This is a genomic window from Chloroflexota bacterium, from assembly GCA_034717495.1.
Taxonomy (GTDB): Bacteria; Chloroflexota; Anaerolineae; order JAAEKA01; family JAAEKA01; genus JAYELL01.
Genome location: JAYELL010000057.1, coordinates 28,023 through 53,824, shown reverse-complemented (window position 1 = coordinate 53,824; position 25,802 = coordinate 28,023). Strand labels below are relative to the sequence as shown.

Here is a 25,802-nt window from a genome sequence, read left to right as displayed (position 1 = left end):
CACAGCCGGTGACAGAAACCGACCGAGCAAGACCGGCTAAAGCCTCGACTCCTGTTGCTCGGTCAGCACTCTACAACGTGCAATTCAATTCGATCTAGACCTGGCAATACCTGGGCCATCTGCGCAAGGGCCGACCCGAACCGCTTACATAGTTGTGCCTTGCAGTGAGCGGTCTACTTGATAGGTCCAGTCTTGGGAGTTGGATTGATCGAGGCTCAGGATTCCGCGCCATTCAGCTCTGGTAAAAACTGGCAGGCCATGGGAGAGAAAACGAGGGGGTTGTCGCGGTTGCCCAGCAGCCAGACGGTATAATCGGGCGACTCGTTGCCCGCGGGATCGACCATGCTCACCGTGTAACGGCCGGGCGCCAGGGTGGTGGCGAAGGTCCCATCGACGGCGACAACGATGGTCACATCCTCCAGCCAGGCGTGTTCAAAGGTAAGCTGGGCGCCCGGCACCAGGGCGGTGGCGCTGGGGTCGCAGCGGAACTGGCTCTCGGTGACCTGCCCCGTCACCTGGGCCGGCTCCAGGACTGCCTGCACCGCGGCCAGCGCATCCACATAGCCCCAGCCGTAGGTGTTGTTGGGCACACCATCGGAACCACAGGCGGTGGATGCCACATGATCGGCCGTCTGGGTCAGGATATACTCGGTCGCGCCGATCTGGCCGATCAATTCCGGTTCAGCTGACCAGAGCAGCGCGGCAGTGCCAGCCACATGAGGCGCGGCCATCGAGGTGCCTGAAGCAAAGCCGTAGCCGCCTGGCCTTGAAGACCGGACATTGGTGCCCGGCGCGGAGATATCCGGCTTGGCGATATCCGTACCGTTGAACTCCACCGGCCCACGGCTGCTGTTGCCGGCAATGGTCCCGGACGAGTTGACGTTGCCCACAGTGAAGCTGGCATCGTAGGTACCGATCGGATAGAGCACACTGGTGCAGGCGGACCCGTTATTGCCGGCCGAAGCAACGACCAACACGCCTGCGGTCCGCACGTTTTGCACCACCTGGCGCAGGGTGAAGTGATCACACCCCTCGCTGGGGGGACAACCCCAGGAATTATTGACAATATGGGCGCCCAGGTCTGGATTGCCCTGGGTCAGGGGATCTCCTCCGGGCGGAAAGGGGGCCAGCAGGAACTCGAAACAACTGGTATAGGACTCGGGGGTACCGACCCCGCTGTCCATGTTGCGACAGCCGATCCATTGGGCCCCGGGCGCGACCCCGATCTGGTTGTCGCCGCCGTCGTCACCCACCGCACTGCCGTTGGTATGGGTGCCATGGCCATGGTCATCGCAGGGCACCGTCGGATCGGGGCAATCAACATCGCCGCCAAAGGGATCGAACCAGTTGTAGTTGTGGTCCGCCGACGTGCCGTCCCAGCCGCGATAGGCACCGATCAGGGCAGGATGGTCCCAGTCTACCCCGGTGTCGTTGTTGGCAACGACGATTCCTTCGCCCCGGATGCCGTAGGTGCTCCACACAGCGGGCGCGTTGACGAAATCGACTCCCCATTCGGTGTTGGATGGGCTATCGGGCGTCCGGGGAGTCGCCATCCCGTCGAAACTGAAAAGGCCCGGTGCCTGGAGATCGGGGGCGATCCTTTCGGCCGGCGGAATGCCGGGCGCGGCCCGGTTGGCCCGGATCTGGGCGATGTCGGCCCGGCGCGCCAACGCCTCCAGCACCCCCTGGTCCCCCTCGACGGCCAGCATGTTGATCAGGTAGTGGGATCGATAGGGGATGTCCCGGCGGTCCAGCCAGGCCTGCAGCGGCTTCTGGCTGGCCAGCGCCGTACGGGTCAGCCTTTCGTAGACGAAGCGGCTCCTGTCATCCTTGTCGAGGTAACGGTCGGCGTGACCCAGTTCGGCCTGGGCTGCCATGATCACCAGAAAGCTGGCCCGCTCCCCGCCGGCCGTGTCCGCCAACAAGTCGGGTACCACCTTGTCCTGCCAGCGATCCTGGTCACCGCGGGAAGCGCTCCCGCCCGTCGCCGGGATGGTGACGCGGGCCGACGAGCGCTGGGGCAGGGGGCCGGCCAGCAGTAGCAGGGAAGCCAGCAGGAAACCCATGGTCGTTTTTTTGATCATCTGCCCGCTCATGTAATCAACTCCCACATTCAGCTATCTCCTATCGCACTTGCGATGATACAGGCGGCGCCCTTCGACACGGTCCCTCGCAAGCTCCGGACCGGCTCAGGGTGCCTGCCGATCTTGGCGAGTTTCTTAGGGACCAGGGTTCGGGCCGAAGCAACACCTGCACCAAGCCTCGGCTGGCTCGCTCACACCTCTCGGTGGCCTTACCTCACGGTACGCGCCTGCTGGCGTAGCGTCGCAGTGACTTGCAGACGAAACTATTCGCGCACCACTTCCAGCCTGGCGAAGCTGGCCATCAGCTTTTTGATCCCCTTGCCCGGGAAGGCTACGCTGACGTACTCATCATCCTCCGCCAACTCCGTCTTGACAACGATACCTTCGCCGAAAAGACCATGGCTCACCCGCTGTCCAGGCTTGAACTGAGCCTTTCGGGACGGAGTCCCTGCCTCAGCCTGCCCGCTATCGCGTTTTCCAGCCGGCGGAGATTGCCAGCGGGTCATCCGCGATCCCGCCCGGGCCCGTTGAGCGCTGCGGTCCGGCACCGAAGTCCGTCTCCGTGCGCCCATACCCTTGCTGTTGATCAAATGAGAGGGAATCTCTTCCAGGAATCGGCTGGCAGGATACATCTCCGTATTGCCATAGAGCGTACGCCGGAAGGCGTGTGTCAGACAAAGAAAACGTTTGGCACGGGTAATACCCACATAGGCTAGACGGCGCTCCTCCTCAAGACGTTCCGGATCCTCCTTGCTGCGGCTGTGAGGGAAGATTCCCTCCTCCATCCCTACAATGAACACCACAGGGAACTCCAGGCCTTTTGCCGTGTGCAAGGTCATCAACGTCGGTACATCCTGGGTTTCAGGCACCTCGTCCTGATCGCTCACCAGAGCAATCTCTTCCAGAAAGGCAGACAAGCCCTCCCCTGGCGGAAATTCATTGTAGTTGGCGGCCACCGAGCGAAGCTCCTGCAGGTTCTCCCAACGACCCTCACCCTCCTCGGTGCCATCCCGGACCCAGGTGGCGTAGCTCGACTCCTGCAGCACCCGCTCCAGCAATTGGCCGACCGTCAGGGTATTTTTGACATCAAGCCAGCCCTGGAGCATATGCCAGAAGGCCAGCAAGGACCCCTTTGCGCCGCGACCAAAGGGAGGGTTATCGAAGAACTCGGGAGCGGGGCTTTTGTCACGAAACGCCTCACCTTCACCGGCCAGCACCTGCAATGCCTGCCCTTGAGAAAGCCCCATCTCGGAAGCCCAACGGGCCAGGTAAGTGGTCGTGGTCTTGCCAATGCGCCTGGGCGGTACGTTGACGATTCGCTGCAGGCTCAGACTGTCACTGGGATTGTGCACCAGGCGCAGGAAAGCGATCGCATCCTTGATCTCTCTCCGCTCGTAAAACCTGGTGGCCCCGACCAGCCTGTAGGGCAGATTGCGATGAACGAAGGCATCCTCCAGGGCGCGGGACTGGGCATTGGTTCGATAGAGCACCACACAGTCGCCTGGCGTCCCTTTGCCCTCCAGGTTGAGTCGCGCGATCTCGTCGACCACGTAACTGGCTTCCTCAGTTTCATTGTAGGCCTGAAACACCGTGATCTCCGGCCCACCTTCGTTGTCGGTAAATAGCCGTTTGGGGGTTCGCTGCCAATTGTGTTTGATGATCTCGTTCGCCACGTCCAGGATGAGCTGGGTGGAGCGATAGTTGCGTTCCAGGAGAATCTGGCGCATCTCGGGAAAATCCTCGCGCAAACGGGCGATGTTGTGATAATCCGCGCCTCGCCAGCCATAGATCGCCTGATCCTCATCGGCAACAGCAAAGAGGTTACGAGGAGAGTCGCTGCCGACCAACAGCTTCACCAGCTCGTATTGAGCCACGTTGGTATCCTGAAACTCATCCACCAGCACATGCTGATAGCGTTCCCAATAGCGTTTACGAACCTCGTCGTTGCCCTGCAACAACAGGGCCGTTTCCATGAGCAGATCGTCGAAGTCCAGCGCATTGCTCTCGCGCAACAGTGCTTGATAGCGACTGTAAATGCGGCCAGCCACCTCCTCCCAATAGGTTCGGGAGACATACCTGTCGGGTGTAACCAGTTCACTCTTGGAGCGGCTGATATGGCCCAGCATGGCTTGAGGCCTGTAGAGCTTGTCGCTAAGGTTGAGTTCCTTGATGACCCCTTTGACGGTGCGTAATTGATCATCCCTGTCAAAGATGACATAGTTACCTTCGACTCCCAGGTGCTGGTGTTCGCGGCGAAGAATCTGGGCGCAGATGGCGTGAAAGGTGCCAATCGTCAAGCCACGAAGCTCTCCTCCCAGCAATGACTCCGTCCGGCCGCGCATTTCCCGGGCCGCCTTATTGGTAAAGGTCACCGCCATCAACCGGAAGGGTAGCACATGCTGCTGCTGAACAAGGAAAGCAATGCGGTGGGTCAGTACCCGGGTCTTGCCAGAGCCCGGTCCCGCCAGGACCAGCAGCGGCCCTTCGGGTGCCGACACTGCGGCAATCTGTTGTTCGTTGAGTCCGGCAAAAATATCACTCATGAATATCGTTCCAGGGAAGCAAAAGTACCTTGCCCGCCGTCTTCCTGCCCTGCAAAAGCCGGTGGGCCTCTGCCGCCTCGCTCAGGGGCATCGTTCGATCGATCCGAACATCCAGGCTTCCTTCCGTCATCCACATCAGCACGTCGCCGGCCCGGCTCATCAGTTCGTTGCGGTCTATGACGTAGTGCCCGAGCGTGGGACGGGTGATGAACAGGGAGCCTTTCTGATTCAGTATCTGCAGATCGACTGGCGGCACTGGTCCGCTGGACTGGCCGAACAACGCCAGCAGGCCTCTGGGGCGCAGGCAATTCAGGCTTTTCTCGAAGGTCGATTGCCCCACTGAGTCATAGACCACATCGACACCCTGACCATCGGTGAGGTCCATGATGGCCTGCTCAAAGTCCATCTTCGAATAGAGGATCACCTCGTCGGCGCCAGCCTCCCGCGCCAATTGAGCCTTTTCCTCGGTCGACACAGTGCCATAGACAGTGGCGCCCGCGATCTTTGCAATCTGCACCAACAGCAGTCCGACACCGCCGGCCGCGGCGTGGACCAATGCCCTATCCCCTGGCGTCAGGGGGTAGGTGCTCAAAGCCAGGTAGTGGGCCGTCATTCCTTGCAGCAATGCCGCCGCCGCTGCTTCGCTGCTGACCGCCGCAGGCAGGGGCACCAATTTCGAGGAGGGCACGATAGCGTAGTCGGCGTATGCGCCAAGCGCCATGCAGTAAGCCACCCGATCCCCAGGCATAACACCGACAACGCCAGGGCCGATGGTATCAACCACACCCGCTCCCTCCATGCCTGGCGTCATGGGGAGCCCTACCGGGTAAAGACCAGTTCTATGGTAAGTATCAATGTAGTTGAGGCCCGCTGCCTCGATGCGAACCCGGGCTTCACCTTCTCCCGGTTCGGGCAAAGGTACATCCTCGAATTTCATCACCTCAGGCCCGCCGAACTCGTGAACTCGAATCGCTTTCATGAAATAGAACTCCCTCTGAACGCAGTATCCGATCGTGATTCAACCTGATCATTGTACCAGAAAGAAAAACGGCAGCCAAAACACTCTCCTGCCGCGATGGGAGCTGCTTCAGTTGCCGATGCAACCTCGGTGTTTTTTCCACCGTGCGCATCTTTTTTGCGCCATCCGTGTTTTAGATTATAATTGAGGCGCGCTCACGGTCGAGTGGTTGTGCAGGCCGAAGCGCATTTTTGTTGTTAAGAAAGCGAAAGTAATCGGGTCGCATGCGCATCTCTTTTTCCAGAGGTCCTGTCTGGTAACCCGCTAACCGATGATATATCAGAGGCCGGAGAAACATTTTGTATAACGACAATCAGCGGGTAGTAGTGACCGGTTTGGGTGCAGTAACACCCATTGGAGTAGACGTACCATCGACCTGGGAAAGTCTGCTCGCTGGACGATCAGGCATCGGGCCTGTCACAAGCTTCGATGCAAGTCGGGTAAAAAGCCAGATTGCCGCCGAGGTGAAAGATTTCGATCCATCCCTCTATTTGGGGCGGAAGGAAGTTCGGCGAACAGACCGCTTTGCGCAATTCGCCATTGCTTCGACAATGCAGGCCGTGAGTGATGCTGGTCTGGACATGGCCAGTGAGGATCCTCGTCGTGTGGGCGTACACATCGGCTCGGGTATCGGCGGAATCACGACCCTCCTGCATGCAGCGGAAGTGCTCCGGGAAAAGGGCCCCCGGCGCGTCAGTGCCCTCATGATTCCCTCGATATTGTTGGACACTGCCGCCGGGCAAATTGCCGCAATGCTGGGGGCCCGAGGACCCAATGTTGCGGTGTCTCTGGCCTGTGCTACCGGCAACGGGGCAATCGGCGAGGCGTCCGAAATCATCCGGCGAGGCGCAGCCGATGTCATGATCGCCGGCGGATCGGAATCAGCCATCAACGAATTGGTGCTGGCAGGCTTTGCCAACATGGGAGCTCTCTCAACACGCAACGATGAGCCCGAGCGCGCTTCCCGGCCCTTTGACATCCAGCGGGATGGATTCGTGATCGGCGAAGGAAGTGCGACGCTGATCCTGGAGAGCCTGAGCCATGCCCGTGACCGGGGAGCCAACATCTATGGTGAGCTGTTGGGCTACGGCATTACAGCAGATGCCTATCACGCGACGGCGCCACGGGAGGATGGTATCGGGGCCTGTGAAGCCATGACCATGGCAATGCGCCAGGCTGGAGTACCGAGCGAGTCGGTAGGTTATATCAATGCCCACGGCACCAGCACGCCGCTGAACGACTCTACCGAGACTCTGGCCGTGAAAAAATTCTTTGGCGATCATGCCTATCGATTGGCACTGAGTTCCATCAAGTCAATGACTGGCCACCTGCTTGGCGCAGGCGGCGCCGTAGAGGCCGTTGCCACCGTGCTTGCCCTTACCGAAAGCGTTATTTCACCGACGATCAATTATGAGTTTCCAGATCCGGCCTGTGATCTGGACTATGTGCCAAACACCGCTCGTCAACTCAGGATAGATGTTGCCATGTCAAACTCTTTTGGGTTCGGCGGGCACAATACCTGCCTCGTTTTCGGCAAGGTTTGATCCTGACGGCAACCCAGGATTTGAAGCATGAGAAGCATGAATGGAACACCAAGCCCAACAACAAACGGAGTAAATGGTTCCGGCCCTCCACTATCTACCGCCCCCGGTCGTTATGCTCAGATCGTCGGGTGGGGCATGCACGTGCCTGACCGGGTGGTCACCAATGATGACCTATCCGAGATTGTGAAGACTACCGACGAATGGATTCGTAGCCGTACCGGCATTGCTGAACGACGCATCGTGTCTCGTCCTGATGAAACGACGGCCAGCCTGGCAGTGAAAGCAGCTCGCGGCGCGCTGAGGGTATCTGACGTGCCGGCCAGCGCTCTCGACATGATCATCTGCGCCACAACCTCGCCGGATTACCAGTTTCCTGCCACCGCCTGTCTGATTCAGGATGCCCTCGGTGCCATCAACGCCGGTGCCTACGACCTGAGCGCAGCCTGTTCGGGCTTTGTCTATGGCCTTGCCATGGCACGGGGCATGATCCTGGCCGGCGACGCTGACTATGTCATGGTGATTGGCTCGGAAACACTCTCCCGCCTGCTCGACTGGACCGATCGAAGCACCTGCATCCTGTTCGGTGATGGCGCGGGCGCCGTTTTGCTGGCAGCCAGCGAAGAGCCTGGTGGTATCATGTCGGTTGCCCTGGGATCTGATGGCTCAGGGGGAGATCTTCTGATCCTGCCCGGTGGCGGCAGTGCCAATCCGACGACCCTGGAATCGGTAGCTTCCGGACAGCATTACCTTAAAATGGATGGCAAAGCTGTCTTTCGTTTTGCCACCAGGGCCATGGCGGAAGGTACCCGCCGGGTGGTGGCGCGCGCCGGCATGACCATGGACGAAGTGGATCTGGTGATTCCCCATCAAGCCAATCGGCGTATCATTCAGTCTTCGGTGATAAAACAACTCAAGATTCCTGAAGAGAAAGTGTTCGTAAACCTTGAGCGTTATGGCAACACATCCACGGCATCGATCCCCATTGCGCTTTGTGAAGCCATCGAGGCCAAACGGGTGGAGCCTGGTCAGAACATCGTATTCGTCGGCTTCGGTGCTGGCTTGACCTGGGGAGCTACTGCAATCAAGTGGTGTGCCCCCGTCAATCGACCCCCATCCCCCTGGTGGAAAACGGCACGGCGAAGAGCGGGGTATCAGATCGCATCAGCCCGGTCGTTGTGGCGACGGGCGGCCCGCCGAGCTTATGCCTCATCCCTGGGTCCTGCAGATGCGCCAACCCGCCGCGGCCGTCTGCGAGCAAGTATCGATGCTGGTCGAGAGGTTTGGGATTCCCGCAGCGATAGAGAAAACAGCAGTGAAGAGTCGTAACGAGCTTTTTGCTTACGGGCCGCGGAAGACCTTGGGATAGTGGTTTTTGATCACGTTCTTGCTGCGTTTGCCCCAGCCCAGAGGAAATCCCGTCACACAGATCAAAACCCAGCCATCGGGCCCGGGCACAGGCAGTATTTCGCCACGCAAGTAGCGGGCAACACACTCGCCGCCCGCAGGTTCATCAAGCACCTGATGAGCCTGGGTCGCTGTCAAGCCCATTGCGAGAGAATAGGAGGGGATGAAGCGGCCTTTTCGCAGCGTACCCAGGTGCCATCCCGATCGACCTACCCGTAATCCGTCAACAGCGGGAGCATCGGCTGGTATGGCAAAAAGATCGGCCGTGAAGCGATCCCTGGGCCTCAAGAGAATTCCTTCAGGCAGCGGAATTGCCAGACTCGACTGCCAGAACGCCATCAGTGGCTCCATCGCCTCATCGGGCAGATCATCGATTTCCGGCAGATGCCAGTCCAGGACCGGATCATCCCCTTCACGCCGCAACAGTGCAACAAAGTGCCCTTCCCCATCCACTCTGTGCGGCCACATTCTGATGGTGTGCACCAGGGTTTGCGCCCGATCGTCGAGGGTTGTCTCGCGAGAGTCTGCCGGCCACGATGCCCAGGCGGGAATCCCAGGTTCCAGGCCAGGAAACCAGACTGGTTCCTCGAGAACAAAGTCGGGCCGGGCAGCCAGAAAACGGCTCACGATCCCTTCGTTTTCTTCCGGCGCGAAGGTACAGGTTGAATAGGCAAGCAGTCCCCCGGCGCGGACCAGGACAGCCGCAGACTCCAGTATCTCCTTCTGGCGCACAGCGCAGCCGGTCACATGGGCATTGCTCCAATATTGGCGAGCTTCCTCCTTCTTACGGAACATCCCCTCGCCGGAACAGGGCGCATCGACGAGTACGCGGTCAAAAGCCCCGGGCCACCGCTGGGCCAGACGTGGTGGAGTCTCATTCAAAACCACTGCGTTTCGAGCGCCCCACCGCGCCAGGCTGCGGCGCAACACCTTGGCCCGTTTCGAGTTGACTTCGTTGGCTACCAGAATCCCTTCTCCTGCCAAAAGAGCGGCGATATGGGTTGCTTTTCCACCCGGCGCGCCACAGAGGTCTAACACCCGTTCACCGGGTTGGGGCGCCAACTGGGTCGCCACAGCCATTGTGCTGGGCTCCTGGATATAATAGAGACCGGCATCGTAGAATGGGTGCAGGCCAGCGTTGGCTTTGCGATCGAGCAGAAAACCGTCGGGGCACCAGAATACAACTTCCAAAGGCCATGGGCTAATCCGCGCAAACTCATCCCGTGTCAGTTTGAGGGTATTCACCCGGAGACCAGAGCGAGGGGGTTGTCCGAGAGCTATCAAGAAGGCAGGAAAATCGTCGTCCAGGAGTTCTGCCATTCGGGCCAAAAACCCGAGAGGAAATGCGGTGTTCTTGGGCATAACCAGATTGTAACACACTCTCTGAAGCGATGCCAGCCCTTGACCGAGATTCCGTTCTGCGGTATACTACATGTCACCGGGCGAGCGCAGGTGGCTCGCCTTTTACGCGTCCAATCGTTGGTCCAGGAATAGCGAGTTGATTGTGACCGAAAAGCAAATGCGTGTGCGTCTTCTTGACCTTACGCCCCACGAAATGGAAACTCAGATGGCCGTATGGGGCCAGCCGGCCTACCGCGCCCGCCAGGTCCAACATTGGCTTTACAAGAAGCAGGTAAGCGCGCCATCTGAGATGAGCAATCTTCCCGCTGCATTGAGGGACCGCCTTGCCGAGGATAGCCAGATCGATCTATTAGTACCCGTGACGGAGACGGCCTCATCGGATGGCAACACCACAAAGGCGCTATTGCGACTCGATGATGGCCAGTTGATCGAAGCTGTGCTGATGCGCTATAACCGGCGACGCACAGTGTGTGTCAGTAGCCAGGCTGGATGTGCCATAGGCTGCACCTTCTGTGCAACTGGGCAGATGGGCCTTCAGAGAAATCTCAGCCCAGGAGAAATGCTTGGCCAGGTGATACACTTCGAGCGCTGGTTACAGAGCAACACGCCCGATTCTGGTGGCATCACGAACGTCGTGATAATGGGCATGGGCGAACCGCTGGCCAACTACAGCAACCTCTGGCGAGCACTGCGAGCCATGTCCAGTCCTGACGGGCTTGGACTGGGGGCACGACGTCTCACCGTAAGCACCGTCGGTTTGGTGCCCGGCATCGATCGTTTTGCCGAGGAGGGCCTTCAGGTAAACCTGGCGGTGAGCCTGCACGCGCCCAACGACGCGTTGCGCGAACAGCTTGTCCCGATCAACCAGCGCTATCCCATTGCCGATCTGATGGCAGCCATTCGACGTTACATTGAACGAACCCACCGCCGAATTACCTTCGAATACGCACTGATGCGCGATATCAACGACAGCCCGGCCCTGGCGGAGGAGATGGCACTTCTTCTTCAGGGACTACTCTGTCACGTCAATTTGATCCCGCTCAATCCGGTCACCGGTTCTCCTTTCCAGCCAACCCGACGGGAGGATGCAGACATCTTTGCCGGCATTCTGCGCGACCGCGGCATTGTGACCTCGTTGCGAGTTCGCAGAGGCGTGGACATCAATGCTGGTTGCGGACAATTGCGTGCCCGGGTTGCTGGATCCCTGGAGAAGGGTGTACTTTAATCGCTGCCAGGCCCACAACCTTATTGAGATCAACGGACACTTTTTGTGGTATCCCTCAGACCGGTCCCTTTGCCAAAAGGGGCTTTCAAGCGTACAATAACCGGGTTATTCGTCCTACCCGGATTTTTGAAGGGTAACTCCGGAGCGGAGAACGAGACAATCAGGAGCGTATGACTACAGTAAAAATCGCTGCATCGGTGTTAGCCGCCGATTTTGCACGCCTTGGCGATCAGGTACAAGATGCGGAAGCCGCCGGGGCCGATTGGATCCATTTCGATGTAATGGACGGGTGCTTTGTGCCCAACATCTCCATCGGCATTCCTGTTCTTCGTTCGTTGCGAAAGGTGACGAGGCTGCCGCTGGACGTGCACCTGATGATCGTGGAGCCAGAACGTTATCTGGCCGCCTTTGCTGAGGCAGGTGCGGACTATCTGACGGTCCATGCAGAAGCGACGCCTCATCTACACCGCGCTGTTCAGGTAATCAGGGACTTGGGTGTTAAGGCAGGTGTGTCGGTGAATCCGGGCACTTCTCTGACCATGGTGGAGGAAGTGATTGCGGAGATTGATCTGCTGCTGGTTATGAGCGTGAACCCCGGTTTTGGCGGGCAGTATTTTTTGCCTTCCATGCACGACAAGTTGCGCCGGGCGAGTGAGATGCTCGCAACGGCAGGCTCTGCAGCCGAGCTTGAGGTGGATGGAGGCATCAACGCCGAGACTGCCTATCCGGCAGTCGCCTCAGGGGCAACCGTTCTGGTAGCCGGTAGCGCCATATTTCGCGGCCCCGAAGTAGGGGCATCATTGCGTGAATTGAGGAAACAGACCATGAAAAAATCCGGAACCCTATCAGGTCCCGGATAATAGTATCGAGATTGGCACCGCTCGCGAAGCCGACGCCTTAAGGAGAGCTAGTGCCCAAAGCAAGAGCCGATAGCCCTGCTATCGGCCCCACTACTGGGTCTTGCTCATGGTCTTTAGACACTTGGTGCACACTGCCATACGGCGTCGTTTGCCATCTACAACGATGGTAGCGCGCTGCACATTGACATTCCAGCGGCGTTTTGTGTGGCGCATAGAGTGGCTAACGTTGTGTCCGAACTGGGGACCACGACTGCAAACTTGACACTTGGCCATTGTCCAATTCCTCGCTTCCCGTGCAAAGTAAAACCCCGTGGCACCGTGCCTCGGGGCAGTCTCCTACATGACTGAGGCTATGATACCATAGCAACTGATTTTCTGCAAACTCTTGTGTGGACGGCAAAACTGCAATGACATTTACCGATGAAAACCTAGGCCGAATAGAGGTCTCACCGAGCGCAATCGCCACCCTGGTAGCCGAAGCCGTTCAGGAGTGTTATGGTGTTGTTGGCATGAGCAGCCGAAACATCATCACCGGTTTGACCGGCTCATTGCAGCGAGGGGCTCGCCGTGGTATCACCGTGCAAAGAGGTGAAGATGGCATCGTTGTCGATATCTACGTGATTGTCGAATATGGCACCCGCATCACCGAGGTTGCTGCGGGCGTCATGCGGCGGGTACGTTTTACGCTTGAGAACGTGGCCGGCCTCCCGATTGAGGCCATCAATGTACATGTGCAAGGCCTGCGCGTCGATGACGAACAGCTTGTTGCCAAAGGCTAGTTCCAGTTTACAATTTCTCAATAAGAGATGGACAGTTGAGTAGCGAATATTCATTGAAAATCGATCGCGGATCGAAAACAGAACAACCTCAGAGCAACACCGCCGGCCTCCAGGCAGGACTCCTATCCAGCGAAAGCCACCAGCATTTCGATGGGCAGGACCTCAAGAATATGATCTGGGCTGGCTTTATGTGGCTGGAACGCCACAAGGAAACAGTAAATGCTCTTAATGTCTTCCCCGTACCTGATGGAGACACGGGCACGAACATGCATCTCACCATGCTGGCCTCATGGCGAGAGATTGAAAAGAGCGATGAAACCGATATTTCCCGCGTTGCCCAGGCCGTAGCCCAGGGCGCCCTGATGGGTGCCCGAGGTAATTCAGGTGTCATTCTTTCGCAGATACTGCGTGGTGTTTCCCATGCATTCCGCCACAAAAGCATCGCCACCGCAGACGATCTGGTTGAAGCCTTTCATTCCGCCTCCGATACGGCCTACAAGGGTGTGGTCAAGCCTGTTGAAGGAACCATCCTCACTGTCATGAAAGACTCAGCTGACGCGGCGGGCCGGGCCGCCGCGGTCGACAAAGACCTGCACTTCGTTATGGAGCGTACGGTCCAGGCCGCCGAAGAAAGTGTCGAACGCACACCCAGTCTCCTGCCAGTGCTGGCCAAGGCTGGCGTCGTGGACTCAGGTGGCAAAGGGTTGTACTACATTTTCGATGGCATGTTGCGATACTTGAAGGGCGGGCGATTTGAGCCATCCGCGGGGGCAATTGAAGCCCCACCTATCTCCGATGCCGTAGCCATAGACCCCTTCAACCTGCCCCAGGCCCGCTTCGGCTTCGATATCCAGTTTTTGATCTGGGGCACCGATCTGGAGGTCGACTCCATCCGCCAGCACATCAGCGAAATAGGTGACTGTCCGCTGGTGGAGGGAAGCTCTACGATGATCAAAGTGCACGTTCACCACTTCGATCCCAGTGTTCCCCTCTCCTACGGCCTCAGTCAGGGCTTCCTTACCGACGTTGTGGTCGAAAATATGGATGCTATGGCGGCAGCCGGTTTCGCACCCGACGATGTCTTGGATGAACTTAGCACCGCACCACAGACGCTGGTCACGGCATCTGAGGAGAAACTGGATGGCGTGGGCGTCATCACTGTGGCGCCCGGCTCTGGCCTGGGTGCGGTCTTTGAAAGCCTGCTGGCTGGATTCGTGATACCCGGTGGACAGTCGATGAACCCCAGTACTCAAGAATTGGTGGAGGCTATCGAGGCTCTGCCCACAGATGAGATCATCCTGCTTCCCAACAACAGCAACGTTATCATGGCCGCGAACCAGGCCAAGGAAATGGCTGAAAATCGTCTGGAAAAACAGGTGGAAGTAGTACCCAGCCGCACCGTTCCGCAAGGAATCAGTGCCATGCTGGCCTTCAAACCCGAGAGGAGCCTCTCAGAAAACGTCCAGGCCATGAAGTCATCCCTGGATCAAATCGACACAGGCGAGGTCACTGTCGCCGTCCGCGATGCCAGCATCGACGGCGTGGAAGTCTCCCAGGGGGATGTGATCGGCCTGCTAAACCATAAGTTGACCACCAAGGGAGAAACCCCGGAAGAGGTGGTGCTCCTGCTGCTGCCGCAGATGCAAATCGACGATGCCGAGATCATAACCATCTATTTCGGCGACCAAATCGACTCTGCGACGGCGAAGGTCCTGGGCAAAGAAGTGCAGAGCTCCCATCCTGACCAGGAGTTGGAGATTGTCTCTGGCGGTCAACCCCACTATCATTACATCATCTCGGTCGAATAAGTAACCGAGCTACAGGAGCGCAGCGTGGCCCGCGTCACCATTGTTACCGATAGCAATGCCCATCTTTCACCCAAGTTGGCACAACGACTGAATGTCCATGTGCTGCCACATACCATCCACCTTCAGCAAGGTAACTTCAAGGAAGGTACTGAGTTAGCACCAAGCCAGTATTTCGACCTGTTGCGAAAAGGCGATAGTGCCGTCCTTCCGCACGCAAGTGGTCCCTCGCTTGACGATTTCCTTGAGTTATACTCCCGGTTGCACAAAGAAACGGATCAGATTCTTTCGTTGCACATGTCGAGCCATCTCAGCAATACTGTGCGAACCGCCACAATGGCCCGCAACATGTTATTGGGCCGTTGCCGAATAGAGGTAGTAGACAGTCTTTCTACTACGGTGGGGCTGGGCTACGTGGTCCAGGCGGCGGCGGCGGCGGCCAACAGCGGCCATAACCTGGATGACTGCAATCGCCTGGTTCGAGGTATGTTGCCCCACGTTTACCTGTTTTTTTTGGTGAAACAGCTACCCTACCTGCAACGAGAGGGACTCATCAGCCCGGCCCAGGCCGAGTTGGGAACTATGCTCAAAATACTGCCTGTGCTGGAAATCGAGGACGGAAAGATCATTCCATTGGAGAAAGTGCGCACTGGTGCGCAAGGTGTCGACAAACTATTTGACTATGTGTCCGAATTCGCCAATCTTCAGCGCACTGCCGTTTTGCAGCGCGGGTTTTCCCAAGAAACGGAAATTCTGTTAGAGCGCCTGGAGCTGGCATACCCAGGGCAAAACTTCCCGGTAATGAGCTGCAATCCATCGCTGGCCGTCCATCTTGGACCGGAAGCAATGGGGGTTGTCGTGTTTGAGGCGATTGGTTAGGCATCTCGTGAGCAACGCAATCGTTCGCCTGCAAAAGATCCTTGCGCTGGAAAAAAAGCAAGGATATCGAAACAAGTCGGTAATCGGCGGCCTCGAACGTCTGGGGGATCGCTGGCAAAGCGATGCCAGCAAACAAGCCACTACACAGGCACAGATGGCCCTGGTGTCTCAGATTGTCTCCGAACTGAAGCGATATCCTACGCTGGAAACAGTGCCGGAGCGGCAGGCCATGGTCGGGAACCTGTTGGCCTATGCTGATCAATGGGAAAACGCGGGCAAACAGGAAAGCAGCGGAAGAATTGATGCCATCCAGGGCGAGAAACCGGCGGAGCAGGAAAGCCCTGTCGAACAAACGGCCAGACCATCCCGTCCAACTGAGGCATCAGAAAAAATCGAGGCCAGACCCCAACGGGTAAGCTCTCCACCACCGCACAGCATTCAACCCTCCCGGCCGACACCAGTGGACGCAGAGACCCTCAACACGCCGGTCGACCGGCTGCCGGGCGTGGGGCCAGGATATTCGACTCGGCTCGAAAAGATGGGCATAACCACCATCGGCGATCTGCTCTGGCTGCCACCCAGACGCTATGTCGACTACAACACCCTTAAACCCATCTACCAGTTGCAATACGGTGAGGAAATCACTATCCTGGCCAATCTGTGGGACCTGAAGAAACGCAAGCTCTCGGGGGGCAACAGAACCCTGGTCACGGGTGTTCTCGGTGACTCGACTGCCACGATCCAGGCAACCTGGTTTAACCCCTACATAGACAGGCAACTTCGGGTCGGTCAAACCTACCTGTTCAGCGGCAAGGTCGACAGCTATTTGGGCAGCCTGGTACTGCGCAATCCCAACTGGGAAGAGTTGGACAGGGAGTTTATCCACGCGGGCCGAATCGTCCCCATCTATCCATTAACCAAGGGAATCTCTGCCCGTTGGATGAGAAATCTACAGAAACAGGTTGTGGAAAACTGGGGCAGAAACCTGCACGATCATCTTCCGGCCAGCGTGCGCAACCGCGCCGGTCTCTTGCCCTTGGGCGAAGCGTTGGAGCAGGTACATTTCCCCGCCAGCCAGGACATGCTGAAGGCCGGGCGGCGACGTTTGGCATTCGATGAACTGTTTTTGATCCAAATAGGTGTATTGCGTCAGCGCAGTGAATGGCGATCCTATCCAACCCAGCGCTACTCGCTGCAAGAGAATCATCGACAAGCCTTCGAAGAGACACTTCCCTTCCAGTTCACATCGGCTCAGGGCCGGGTGTCTGAGGCAATCGGTGGCGATCTCAACAGCGGTCACCCCATGAGCCGGTTGCTCCAGGGAGATGTTGGTTCCGGAAAAACTGCCGTTGCTGCCTATGCCATGTGGACGGCGGTTACCAACGGGGCACAGGCCGCCATGATGGCGCCCACAGAAATTCTCGCCGAACAGCACTACCATGGATTGCGCAACTTCTTCGAAAAGCTGCGCCTCGATGAGAGGCCGGTGCAGGTCGCCCTGTTGACAGGCAGCCTGGGATCAGTCGAAAAGGCTGAGACGTTAAAAGCTTTGGCGGCGGGTGAGATCGATATAGCTATCGGCACCCATGCGTTGATCCAGGAAGGGGTCGAGTTCAAGAACCTGGGATTGGCCGTCATCGACGAACAACATCGCTTTGGAGTGCGCCAACGCGCTTCCTTGCGTCAGAAAGGTGCACCTGACAGCAACGGTAGCGATTCTGATCACAGTGGGGTACCCCACCTGCTGGTCATGAGCGCCACTCCCATCCCCCGTACCCTGTCCCTTACTGTTTTCGGTGACCTGGATGTCTCCGTTATCGACGAGATGCCGCCGGGACGCCAGCCCATCAAGACCCGCTGGCTTCCCCCCGCGGAGCGGGAGCGCGCCTACAAATTCGTGCGACGCCAGGTGCGGGAGGGTCATCAGGCCTTTATCATCTACCCGCTGGTCGAGGAATCGGAAAAACTGGACGCAGGCGCTGCCGTTCCACAGTACGAATATCTAAAAAGTGAAATCTTCCCAAAATCAAGGCTCGGTTTGTTGCACGGTCGCATGAAAGGGGGGGACAAAGAGGCTGTCATGCAAGCCATGCAGCTCGGCGAGATCGATGTCCTGGTCGCGACATCGGTCGTGGAAGTGGGAATCGATATCCCTAACGCCACGGTGATTATCATCGAGGATGCCGAGCGCTTCGGGCTGGCACAATTACACCAGTTCCGCGGGCGAGTAGGCCGGGGAGAGCATCCATCCTACTGCATTTTGCTGTCTGGCGCGACGACACCCAATGCCGCCGAACGCCTCCGCGCCCTGGAGCAATCGAATGACGGTTTTGCTCTGGCAGAAAAGGACCTGCAACTGCGCGGTCCGGGTGATTTCTTCGGCACAAGACAGAGTGGCCTACCCGACCTGCGCCTGGCTCAACTGAGCGATCTTCGCACGCTGGAACAGGCTCGTGCAGAGGCATCCCGGCTCCTGGAAGAGGATCCTGACCTGGCGGCGGCGGAACATCTGGCACTGGCCCGACGGACGAAGCAGTTTTGGCAGGGTGAAGGAGACATCAGCTAATGGTTGTCGCCCTCTATCCAGGCTCCTTTGACCCATTCCACCGTGGCCATGTGGACATCACGGAGCGAGCCGCCGGGCTTTTCGATGAGGTGGTCGTGGCAATCTACGACACCCCCTCGAAACGATTGTTATTTGCGACCGACGACCGTTTCCGGCTGGCCCAGGCATCCCTGGCCCACCTGAAGAATGTACGGGTCGTCACTTACCAGAATCTTACAGGCGATTGTGCTCGTGCTGAGGGCGCAACGGTGATTGTGCGAGGTCTGCGCACCGCCACCGATTACGACTACGAGTCTCGCCTTGCTCTGGCCAACAGGTCCCTTTTTCCCGACATTGACACGGTCTTTCTTGTCACCAGCCCGCATTATGTTTTTCTCAGCTCTACACTGCTCAAAGAGGTTGCCGGGCTGGGAGGCGATTTCTCGGCCTGGGTACCACCTACTGTCCGGGATGCCCTGTTGGCGCGCTTTGCACAGGGTTAACAAGGGGAATGCGCAGTTAGTTCCCGTGAAGCGCATCTCTCCGACCACAACCGGTAGGCGTAACGCATGATTGATTGCGCTGTCCTTGAGGCACGAATCTGATAGTTAGATCACAACCAGGGAGGTGATCGTCATCGAAATCCAACAACTCATCAACCAATTGGAATCGATCATAAACAACGGCAAACGCATTCCGTTCTCTCAAAACCTCATGGTGGACGAAGAAGCGGTTCGCCGGGTTATCGATCAGATGCGCGTCTCCGTGCCCGATCTTATCAAGCAGGCTGAGCGAACCCTCGGTGAAAGAGACCGTATTATCGCCCAAGCCAACGAAGAGGCGAGTCGAATCGTGCAGATGGCTCGAGAACAGGCCACTGAATTAGTGGAAGAGCATGAGATCGTGGAAGACGCCCGCCAAAAAGGCAACGAGATCGTCGTGGAAGCTCACAGCGAGATGGCGGCAATGCGTGCCGAGGCGGATCAATACGCATTACAGTCGCTGACACGCTTGTCCGAGGAAGTAATGCGCCTTCACAGGGAAGTGGAAAACGGTGTTCGCACCCTGCAGGTCCAACTGGCGGATAGAGATTAACCGCACTGGCTGCGTTGCCAGAGCGTTTTTTTGACATTCACCTCTTGCTGACCTATAATGCAGCGTCTAGCGTGCCTAGGCGGGTATATCCATGCTTGACGCTTGTCCACCGTAAGGGCGACAGGTTGGAGTCACACCGCTTGCGCTAGTGTTTTTTATGATAGAGACAAATCTGACTGCATTCAACGTTGCCCAGCTCCTGAAGGAGCCTATCGGATCGACCCGGGTGTACGATGTCGTCGCCCTGCTCGATTCGGATGAAGCGGCGGTTGCCCAGGTTGAGCCCCTGCTGGGCAAGGTCAGGATGCTGCGCACCAATCGAGGAATCCTGGTTGAGAGCACCTTGACGGGAGAAGTCATCGTGCCATGTAGTCGCTGCCTGACAAGCATCCAGGTTCCTGTCACATTGGATGTAGAAGAGGAATTCCAGCCGACGATCGATGTTGTGCGCGGCACCTATTTGAAGTTCGAAGAAGAGGACAGTGCTCTGCTGATCAATGACCAGCATATCCTCGACCTGGAAGAGGTGCTGCGACAGGCATTATTACTGGCGCTCCCCATGCAGGTCCTCTGCAGACAAGACTGTGGTGGTCTCTGCCCGATCTGTGGTCGTGACCGGAATGTGGAAAGTTGTGACTGCGATACCGCTGAGATCGATGCAAGATGGCAGGATTTAAGCGTGTTGCTCAGTGAATTGGATACTCAATAGCACCTTTTTTGGATAAGTAGGTAAACAAGAGGAGAGAAAGCAATGGCCCCGTTGCCAAAACGAAAGATTTCGAAAGGACGCCGAAATCGGCGCCGAGCCCACCATGCGCTCATTGTCCCCCGGCTGGTCGAGTGCCCCCAGTGCCACGAGAAGCACCGGTCTCACCGTGCGTGCGCCGAATGTGGCACCTACCGCGGCCGCACTGTGGTGGAATTTGAAGAGGAATAGGATAATTCGAAGTATTCTGACAGGACCCATGATCGGCTCAACGAGATGACTCGAGTAGTGCCGGCAGCTCGGGGGATTTGGCATCCTATATCGTCCAGATCTCCCGTTTTTTGACAGACAGAAAAATGAGCTCGACCGCATTCCTTTTCCCGGGACAGGGATCGCAAGCCGTTGGCATGGCTCAAGCGCTGGCAGAAGTGTTTGAGAGCGCCCGTGATGCCATGGCAGAGGCCGATGAGGTATTGGGCTTTTCTCTTTCCACCCTTTGTTTTACCGGGCCGCAAGAGGCTCTTACCGACACCATTAATGCCCAGCCTGCCCTGCTTGCGAGCAGTATCGCCACATTGCGAGCTATTCAGGAAGTCACGCCGGCTATGGCTGCGCCGGCCGCCGTTGCAGGGCATAGCCTGGGAGAGTATTCGGCACTGGTTGCCGCCGAATCCCTTTCGTATGCCGATGCCCTGCGCCTCGTGCGCGAGCGTGGTCGTCTTATGAAGGAAGCTGGCAAAAGAAACCGGGGTGGCATGGCTGCTGTCCTCGGGTTGGACATGGCTACGATGGAAGATGTTTGCGAGAGTGCCCGCATAGCCACGGATGGCGTGGTCCAGGTTGCCAACGATAATTGCCCGGGGCAGGTCGTGGTCTCAGGCGATATGCCGTCCCTGGAACGGGCCATGGCGCTTGCCGAGGCGGCCGGCGCCCGTAAGGTAGTCCGGCTGGCAGTGAGTATAGCTGCCCATTCCCCGTTGATGGCGCCGGCCGCCGAGGCACTTCGCGTGGCTGTGGAAAACACGTCGATAGACGATGCCAGGATTCCGGTGGTGAGCAATGTTTATGCAAGGCCGATAGATCAGGCAGATGCGATACGTGAAGACCTGGTGGAGCAGTTAACATCCCCTGTGCTCTGGGCTGATTCCATGCGTACGCTGGTGGAGAGCGACATTGACATCGTGATCGAGATTGGCTCGGGCGATGTGTTAAGCAAACTGATGCGAAGGATCGATCGCAGCGTTAGCCGCCTGTCGGTCGGTACCCCGGAAGACATCGAGAAATTGAGTGCCCTATCAACATGAACAGATTTACTGATAAAGTCGCTATTGTAACAGGCGCCAGCCGAGGAATCGGACGGGGCATAGCGCTCCGGTTGGCAGAAGAGGGCGCCAAAGTCGTTGTCAATCACCGTGACAGCGAAGAAAGTGCTGAGGAAACCGCCGAGTTGATCCGATCCGCGGGAAGTGAGGTGATCGTGATCCAGGCCGATGTCAGCCAGCTCGATGAAGCGCAGCGCTTGATCAAGGAAACTTTGAACGCCTTTGGCCAGATCGACGTGCTCGTAAACAACGCAGGTACCACACGCGACACCTTGCTGATGATGATGAAAGAGCCCCAATGGGACATCGTGATTGACACCAATCTCAAGAGCGTGTACAACTGTTGCAAGGCGGCAGCCCGGCCCATGGTAAAACGCCGACAGGGCCGCATCATCAACATCAGCAGTGTTTCAGGGTTAGCAGGGCAGGCTGGTCAGACCAACTACTCGGCAAGCAAGGCTGCCGCGATCGGTTTCAGTAAATCGCTGGCCAAGGAGCTGGGTAGCCGCAACATCACCGTCAACGTGATTGCGCCAGGGTTTGTGCCTACTGCCCTCACTGAAAGCGTGCTGACCGAAGAAAACGTTAAGGCTGCGGAAGAAGCCACACCCCTTGGACGGTTGGGAACACCCGCTGATGTTGCCGCCGCTGTCGCCTTTCTGGCATCCGACGAAGCCAGTTTCATTACGGGACAGGTCCTGAGCGTCGACGGCGGCCTTGTAATGCAATAATCGGGACAGTGCCATGGATCAAACCTACGATATTCCGCCCGGCAGCGTAACCATCGCACCCAACGTGTTAACCACTATCGTGCGCATGACCTCGTTGGCCCAGTCAGGCGTCTTGCGTCTTTCCCGTCGAACCCCCTCCGGACTCGGCCGGATGATTGGTCGCGGGGCTGTCGCCGAAGGCATGCGCATCGAGGTGTTTGACGACAACTCAGTGACGATCGACGTGCACGTCATCGCGGAGCAGGGAATCAGCCTGGCCGATCTCGGTGAAGTGCTTCAGACCCAGCTATCGCGTGCCATGGAACACATGGTGGGCATGGATGTTCGCGCCGTTAACGTCTTCATCGACGAAATCGAACTTGAGTCAGCCAACACCAGTGGCTGAGACAGGTAGATGAAACTGCGACGCAAGGCCAGAATCGCGGTGCTGCAGGCCCTCTACGAAGCAGACATGGCGCACCACCCGGCAGGCACCGCCCTGGAACAACGGTTCAAGACCCAACCCCTGTCACCCCAGGCCGAAGCATTTGCTCGCCACCTGCTTGCTGGGGTCATTGGCCATCGCAAGCAGCTCAACGAGTTAATCGTTCGCTACGCACCGGAATGGCCTTTGGACCAGATGGCCGTAATCGATCGCAATATCCTCCGCATTGCTATCTACGAGTTGGTCGAAGCAGAGACGGACACGCCGATCAAAGTCGCCATCAATGAGGCCGTGGAGGTGGCAAAGTCTTTTGGAAGCGATAGCAGCCCCCGATTTGTTAACGGCGTACTCGGCACCATGTTGGCCGATTCGCCTCGTCCCGAACTGGGCGAACTCCTTCCCGACGACGGCACAATCCCTCTGACGCCCGAACCGATAAAGACATTGGAGCCAGTTTCCAAGGACGCAGACACCCCATGAACCTGTTTGGAGTTGGCACAGGAGAGCTTCTCTTCATCCTTTTGATTGCCCTCCTTGTTTTGGGTCCTGAGCGTTTGCCCCAGATCGCGCGTTACTGGGCGAAACTTTCGCGGTCACTGCGATATTACTCCGAAATTTGGCAAAACGTCAACGCCGAAATCGAACGGCAACTGAAGCTCGAGGAGCTCATGGAAGAGACTGACCAGCGCCGCGAGACAGCAGCCGCTCAGCAACCCCTCACCTCTGATCCCAACCCACAAACCAGCAACGGCACGGACGCGATAGCTGAGCCGGTTCCTGCGTTGCAGGAGTTGGACGAGCTCTCAGCCAACACGATCGCGCCGCCTGGGTTTGGCCAGCCTGTCGAATCGGCGGCCCCGCAGGAAACAGGAGCGGCCAGCATAGCTCAACAGGAATCCAAGTCCAGTGCAACGCCCGCCGCCCCGCTGCCGGATGGCACCACCCCAGCGATTCCCGTAGTTGACGATGATCCCGCCCAGCCTGAAGCGGATACCAAGACGGATCCAGTAACCGAGACACCCAGTTCTGCAACCTGATTCCAACATGGAAGACGATATTTTCCGAGACTTGAGCCTGCAGTTTGAATCGCTCGTTCCTCATATCGAGGAACTGCGGCGGCGTTTGACGATTGCCGTGGTCGCTGTATTGATCGGAACAGTAATCGCGTTTGTTTTTGCCGGTCGGATCATCGAATTTCTCGCTGAACCGGTAGGCGGCCTTCAGGGATTGCAGGCTATTGAACTCACAGAGAACCTGGGGGTATACGTGCGGGTATCATTGGCGGCCGGAGCCATTCTGGCCATGCCTGTCATCGTGTACGAGGTCGTGGCGTTCATCGTGCCAGGCCTGACGGACCCGGAACGGCTGATGCTGTACGTGTCGTTGCCGTTCGTGGCGCTTTCCTTTCTGGCAGGGGCAGCCTTCGCCTACTTCATCATGTTGCCGGTGGCGATTCCCTTCCTGGTTGATTTCAGCGGGATTCCAACAGTCCCTCGTACCAAGGATTACGTCAGTTTCGTTACCCGCGTGGTATTCTGGATCGGGGTGGCCTTCGAGACGCCGCTGGTGATCGCCCTGTTGGCACGCATCGGCATCGTAACACCGGAGATGTTGATCAGAAACTGGCGAATCGCCTTCGTGATCGTTGCCGTGCTGGCAGCACTGATCACACCGACCATCGACCCCGTCAATATGGCAATCGTGATGGGGCCGCTGCTGGGCCTGTACGGTATTAGCATTATACTGGCCAAGATAATGTACCGGCCCCGGGTAATAGGACAAACACCGGAAGCGGCGGAAACAGATGTAGAAAGCTGAGTCTGGCTGTTGGCAACGTCCCGACTCGCTTCGGTAGTCGGATAGATATAGTTGCTATCTCAAGGATCTGTCGAATTGGCACGGCCATTTGTCAACTCGACAGGTCCTTTGGGTAGCGGAACAAAGGAGTTTAAGCTCAATGATTGAAGAGAAGATTGCGCAACGCGTGCTGATCATGGGTGCAGCCGGGCGGGATTTCCACAACTTCAACCTGTTTTTCCGCGACAATGAGGATTACCAGGTTGTTGCTTTCACGGCAACGCAGATTCCCGATATCGAAGGGCGCCTCTACCCAGCCCAACTGGCGGGCTCCCTCTATCCCGAGGGGATTGCCATCCATCCGGAAGAGGAACTGGAAGCGCTGATCGAGGATCTGCAGGTCGACCAGGTTGTGTTCGCCTATAGCGATATCAGCCACACATTCGTCATGCACCAGGCATCACGGGTGCTAGCGACCGGCGCCGATTTCTGTCTTATGGGTGGCGACAAGACCATGCTCGAATCGCAGAAGCCTGTGATCGCCATCTGCGCCGTGCGAACCGGCAGTGGCAAGAGTCAGACCACACGCAGAGTCTGCGACATCCTGCGCGACCAGGGAAAAAAGGTCGTGGTCGTGCGCCATCCCATGCCCTACGGCAATCTGGCGGAGCAGGCAGTGCAGCGATTTGCCAGCCACGAGGACCTGGACCGCCATGATTGCACCATCGAGGAGCGCGAGGAATACGAACCCCACCTGGATCGGGGCATCGTCGTCTATGCAGGCGTGGATTACGAGGCAATCCTGCGCCAGGCGGAAAAGGAATCGGACATCGTTGTCTGGGATGGCGGCAACAACGACTTGCCCTTCTTTAGGCCCAGCCTACATATCGTGGTGGTCGACCCCCACCGTCCCGGTCATAGCGTCAGGTATCATCCTGGAGAAACCAATCTGCGTATGGCCGACGTGGTCGTGATCAACAAAATTGATACGGCCGGTCTCGATAACGTAGCGCAGGTTCGCAACACGGTGCGCGAGGTAAATCCCGAAGCGATCATTGTCGATGCGGCCAGCCCTATCTTCGTCGAGAATCCGCAGGAAATTCTGGGCAAGAGGGTGCTGGTGGTTGAGGATGGTCCCACATTGACCCATGGCGAAATGTCCTACGGCGCAGGTGTGGTGGCAGCCCGTCGCTTTGGCGCTGCCGAAATCATCGATCCAAAACCCTATGCGGTTCGATCCATCGCAGCGACCTATGACAAGTATCCGACAACGGGCGCCGTACTGCCTGCGATGGGTTATGGAGACCAACAGATAGCCGATCTAAGCGAGACTATTGCCAATGTACCCTGCGATCTGGTAATTATCGCGACGCCGATTGACCTGACCAAGGTAGCCCGGATCGATAAGCCCCACCAGCGGGTTCGCTACGAACTGCAGGAGATCGGAAAGCCTGATCTGGTAGATATTCTGGGCAGCCGTTTCGGAACATCATCATAGAAGAAGCCGGTCATCCTGAACAGAAAATCCAGGCACTGTCCTGCGCTGTTTCTGGAAATCGAGATGAACGCCGTGACTTTGCCGGTCACGGCGTTTGTTGATCACCGGGCTTTCAAGTAGCTCAGTTTCCCGCGCTGTGCTACAATAGAGCCTCCTGACTCCTTCGATGGAGTTGGAAACA

General features: G+C 57.7%; 24 protein-coding genes. 19 read left to right on the top strand and 5 right to left on the bottom strand.

Annotation, left to right across the window (positions count from 1 at the left end; genetic code table 11):
- Positions 1 to 215 precede the first annotated feature (215 nt).
- The 3 genes from U9R25_11220 to U9R25_11210 form a co-directional block, all read right to left on the bottom strand.
- Entirely contained in the window at positions 216 to 2,111 is a 1,896-nt protein-coding gene (locus tag U9R25_11220; protein ID MEA3336473.1) for a S8 family serine peptidase, read from the bottom strand.
- Positions 2,112 to 2,347: 236 nt separating this feature from the next.
- Positions 2,348 to 4,627 carry a 3'-5' exonuclease gene (locus U9R25_11215; GenBank protein MEA3336472.1) on the bottom strand — a complete coding sequence of 760 codons (2,280 nt, stop codon included), beginning with the start codon at positions 4,625 to 4,627 and terminating at the stop codon, positions 2,348 to 2,350.
- On the bottom strand, positions 4,620 to 5,606 hold the full coding sequence (locus U9R25_11210) for a quinone oxidoreductase (protein ID MEA3336471.1): 987 nt from the start codon (positions 5,604 to 5,606) through the stop codon (positions 4,620 to 4,622). Before U9R25_11210 ends, U9R25_11215 begins: the two co-directional genes overlap by 8 nt.
- 338 nt (positions 5,607 to 5,944) lie before the next feature.
- On the opposite strand from U9R25_11210, the gene fabF reads away from it, so the two are divergent.
- Complete coding sequence (gene fabF / locus U9R25_11205) at positions 5,945 to 7,189, top strand: beta-ketoacyl-ACP synthase II (GenBank protein MEA3336470.1); 1,245 nt, start codon at positions 5,945 to 5,947, stop codon at positions 7,187 to 7,189.
- Between the two features lie 27 nt (positions 7,190 to 7,216).
- The gene (locus U9R25_11200) at positions 7,217 to 8,515 is read left to right on the top strand and encodes a beta-ketoacyl-ACP synthase III (protein ID MEA3336469.1); all 1,299 of its coding nucleotides are present in this window, start codon (positions 7,217 to 7,219) and stop codon (positions 8,513 to 8,515) included.
- Positions 8,516 to 8,527: 12 nt separating this feature from the next.
- On the opposite strand, the gene U9R25_11195 is transcribed toward U9R25_11200, so the two are convergent.
- On the bottom strand, positions 8,528 to 9,955 hold the full coding sequence (locus tag U9R25_11195) for an RsmB/NOP family class I SAM-dependent RNA methyltransferase (protein ID MEA3336468.1): 1,428 nt from the start codon (positions 9,953 to 9,955) through the stop codon (positions 8,528 to 8,530).
- A 142-nt stretch (positions 9,956 to 10,097) separates the two neighbouring features.
- Between U9R25_11195 and rlmN the strand changes: the two genes are divergently transcribed.
- Together rlmN and rpe are read left to right on the top strand one after the other, a co-directional pair.
- Positions 10,098 to 11,180 (top strand): 23S rRNA (adenine(2503)-C(2))-methyltransferase RlmN, encoded by a 1,083-nt coding sequence (rlmN, locus tag U9R25_11190; protein ID MEA3336467.1) that lies wholly within the window; start codon positions 10,098 to 10,100, stop codon positions 11,178 to 11,180.
- Between the two features lie 170 nt (positions 11,181 to 11,350).
- Positions 11,351 to 12,040 (top strand): ribulose-phosphate 3-epimerase, encoded by a 690-nt coding sequence (gene rpe, locus U9R25_11185; GenBank protein ID MEA3336466.1) that lies wholly within the window; start codon positions 11,351 to 11,353, stop codon positions 12,038 to 12,040.
- Between the two features lie 90 nt (positions 12,041 to 12,130).
- On the opposite strand, the gene rpmB is transcribed toward rpe, so the two are convergent.
- A complete protein-coding gene (gene rpmB, locus U9R25_11180) occupies positions 12,131 to 12,313 on the bottom strand; it encodes a 50S ribosomal protein L28 (protein ID MEA3336465.1) in 183 nt (60 codons plus the stop codon).
- A gap of 134 nt (positions 12,314 to 12,447) precedes the next feature.
- Here rpmB and U9R25_11175 point away from each other — a divergent pair, with 134 nt between their 5' ends.
- The 15 genes from U9R25_11175 to U9R25_11105 all read left to right on the top strand — a co-directional run bounded on the left by U9R25_11175 (position 12,448) and on the right by U9R25_11105 (position 25,621).
- A complete protein-coding gene (locus U9R25_11175; GenBank protein ID MEA3336464.1) occupies positions 12,448 to 12,819 on the top strand; it encodes an Asp23/Gls24 family envelope stress response protein in 372 nt (123 codons plus the stop codon).
- A 35-nt stretch (positions 12,820 to 12,854) separates the two neighbouring features.
- Positions 12,855 to 14,627 carry a DAK2 domain-containing protein gene (locus U9R25_11170; protein MEA3336463.1) on the top strand — a complete coding sequence of 591 codons (1,773 nt, stop codon included), beginning with the start codon at positions 12,855 to 12,857 and terminating at the stop codon, positions 14,625 to 14,627.
- A gap of 24 nt (positions 14,628 to 14,651) precedes the next feature.
- Positions 14,652 to 15,503, top strand: coding sequence for a DegV family protein (locus tag U9R25_11165; GenBank protein MEA3336462.1), 852 nt, complete (start codon positions 14,652 to 14,654; stop codon positions 15,501 to 15,503).
- A gap of 7 nt (positions 15,504 to 15,510) precedes the next feature.
- Positions 15,511 to 18,069 carry an ATP-dependent DNA helicase RecG gene (gene recG / locus U9R25_11160; GenBank protein ID MEA3336461.1) on the top strand — a complete coding sequence of 853 codons (2,559 nt, stop codon included), beginning with the start codon at positions 15,511 to 15,513 and terminating at the stop codon, positions 18,067 to 18,069.
- Entirely contained in the window at positions 18,069 to 18,551 is a 483-nt protein-coding gene (coaD, locus tag U9R25_11155; protein MEA3336460.1) for a pantetheine-phosphate adenylyltransferase, read from the top strand. The genes recG and coaD overlap by 1 nt, the downstream gene beginning before the upstream one ends.
- 124 nt (positions 18,552 to 18,675) lie before the next feature.
- Positions 18,676 to 19,143 (top strand): hypothetical protein, encoded by a 468-nt coding sequence (locus tag U9R25_11150; protein MEA3336459.1) that lies wholly within the window; start codon positions 18,676 to 18,678, stop codon positions 19,141 to 19,143.
- Positions 19,144 to 19,300: 157 nt separating this feature from the next.
- Entirely contained in the window at positions 19,301 to 19,852 is a 552-nt protein-coding gene (locus U9R25_11145) for a DUF177 domain-containing protein (GenBank protein MEA3336458.1), read from the top strand.
- Positions 19,853 to 19,894: 42 nt separating this feature from the next.
- On the top strand, positions 19,895 to 20,080 hold the full coding sequence (gene rpmF, locus U9R25_11140) for a 50S ribosomal protein L32 (protein ID MEA3336457.1): 186 nt from the start codon (positions 19,895 to 19,897) through the stop codon (positions 20,078 to 20,080).
- A 125-nt stretch (positions 20,081 to 20,205) separates the two neighbouring features.
- On the top strand, positions 20,206 to 21,153 hold the full coding sequence (gene fabD, locus U9R25_11135; GenBank protein MEA3336456.1) for an ACP S-malonyltransferase: 948 nt from the start codon (positions 20,206 to 20,208) through the stop codon (positions 21,151 to 21,153).
- A complete protein-coding gene (fabG, locus tag U9R25_11130; GenBank protein ID MEA3336455.1) occupies positions 21,150 to 21,902 on the top strand; it encodes a 3-oxoacyl-[acyl-carrier-protein] reductase in 753 nt (250 codons plus the stop codon). Before fabD ends, fabG begins: the two co-directional genes overlap by 4 nt.
- A gap of 13 nt (positions 21,903 to 21,915) precedes the next feature.
- A complete protein-coding gene (locus U9R25_11125) occupies positions 21,916 to 22,287 on the top strand; it encodes an Asp23/Gls24 family envelope stress response protein (protein ID MEA3336454.1) in 372 nt (123 codons plus the stop codon).
- Positions 22,288 to 22,296: 9 nt separating this feature from the next.
- Positions 22,297 to 22,806 carry a transcription antitermination factor NusB gene (nusB, locus tag U9R25_11120; GenBank protein MEA3336453.1) on the top strand — a complete coding sequence of 170 codons (510 nt, stop codon included), beginning with the start codon at positions 22,297 to 22,299 and terminating at the stop codon, positions 22,804 to 22,806.
- Entirely contained in the window at positions 22,803 to 23,363 is a 561-nt protein-coding gene (locus U9R25_11115; protein ID MEA3336452.1) for a twin-arginine translocase TatA/TatE family subunit, read from the top strand. Before nusB ends, U9R25_11115 begins: the two co-directional genes overlap by 4 nt.
- A gap of 7 nt (positions 23,364 to 23,370) precedes the next feature.
- The gene (gene tatC, locus U9R25_11110) at positions 23,371 to 24,144 is read left to right on the top strand and encodes a twin-arginine translocase subunit TatC (GenBank protein MEA3336451.1); all 774 of its coding nucleotides are present in this window, start codon (positions 23,371 to 23,373) and stop codon (positions 24,142 to 24,144) included.
- A gap of 142 nt (positions 24,145 to 24,286) precedes the next feature.
- A complete protein-coding gene (locus tag U9R25_11105; GenBank protein ID MEA3336450.1) occupies positions 24,287 to 25,621 on the top strand; it encodes a cyclic 2,3-diphosphoglycerate synthase in 1,335 nt (444 codons plus the stop codon).
- The last annotated feature ends 181 nt before the right edge of the window (positions 25,622 to 25,802 follow it).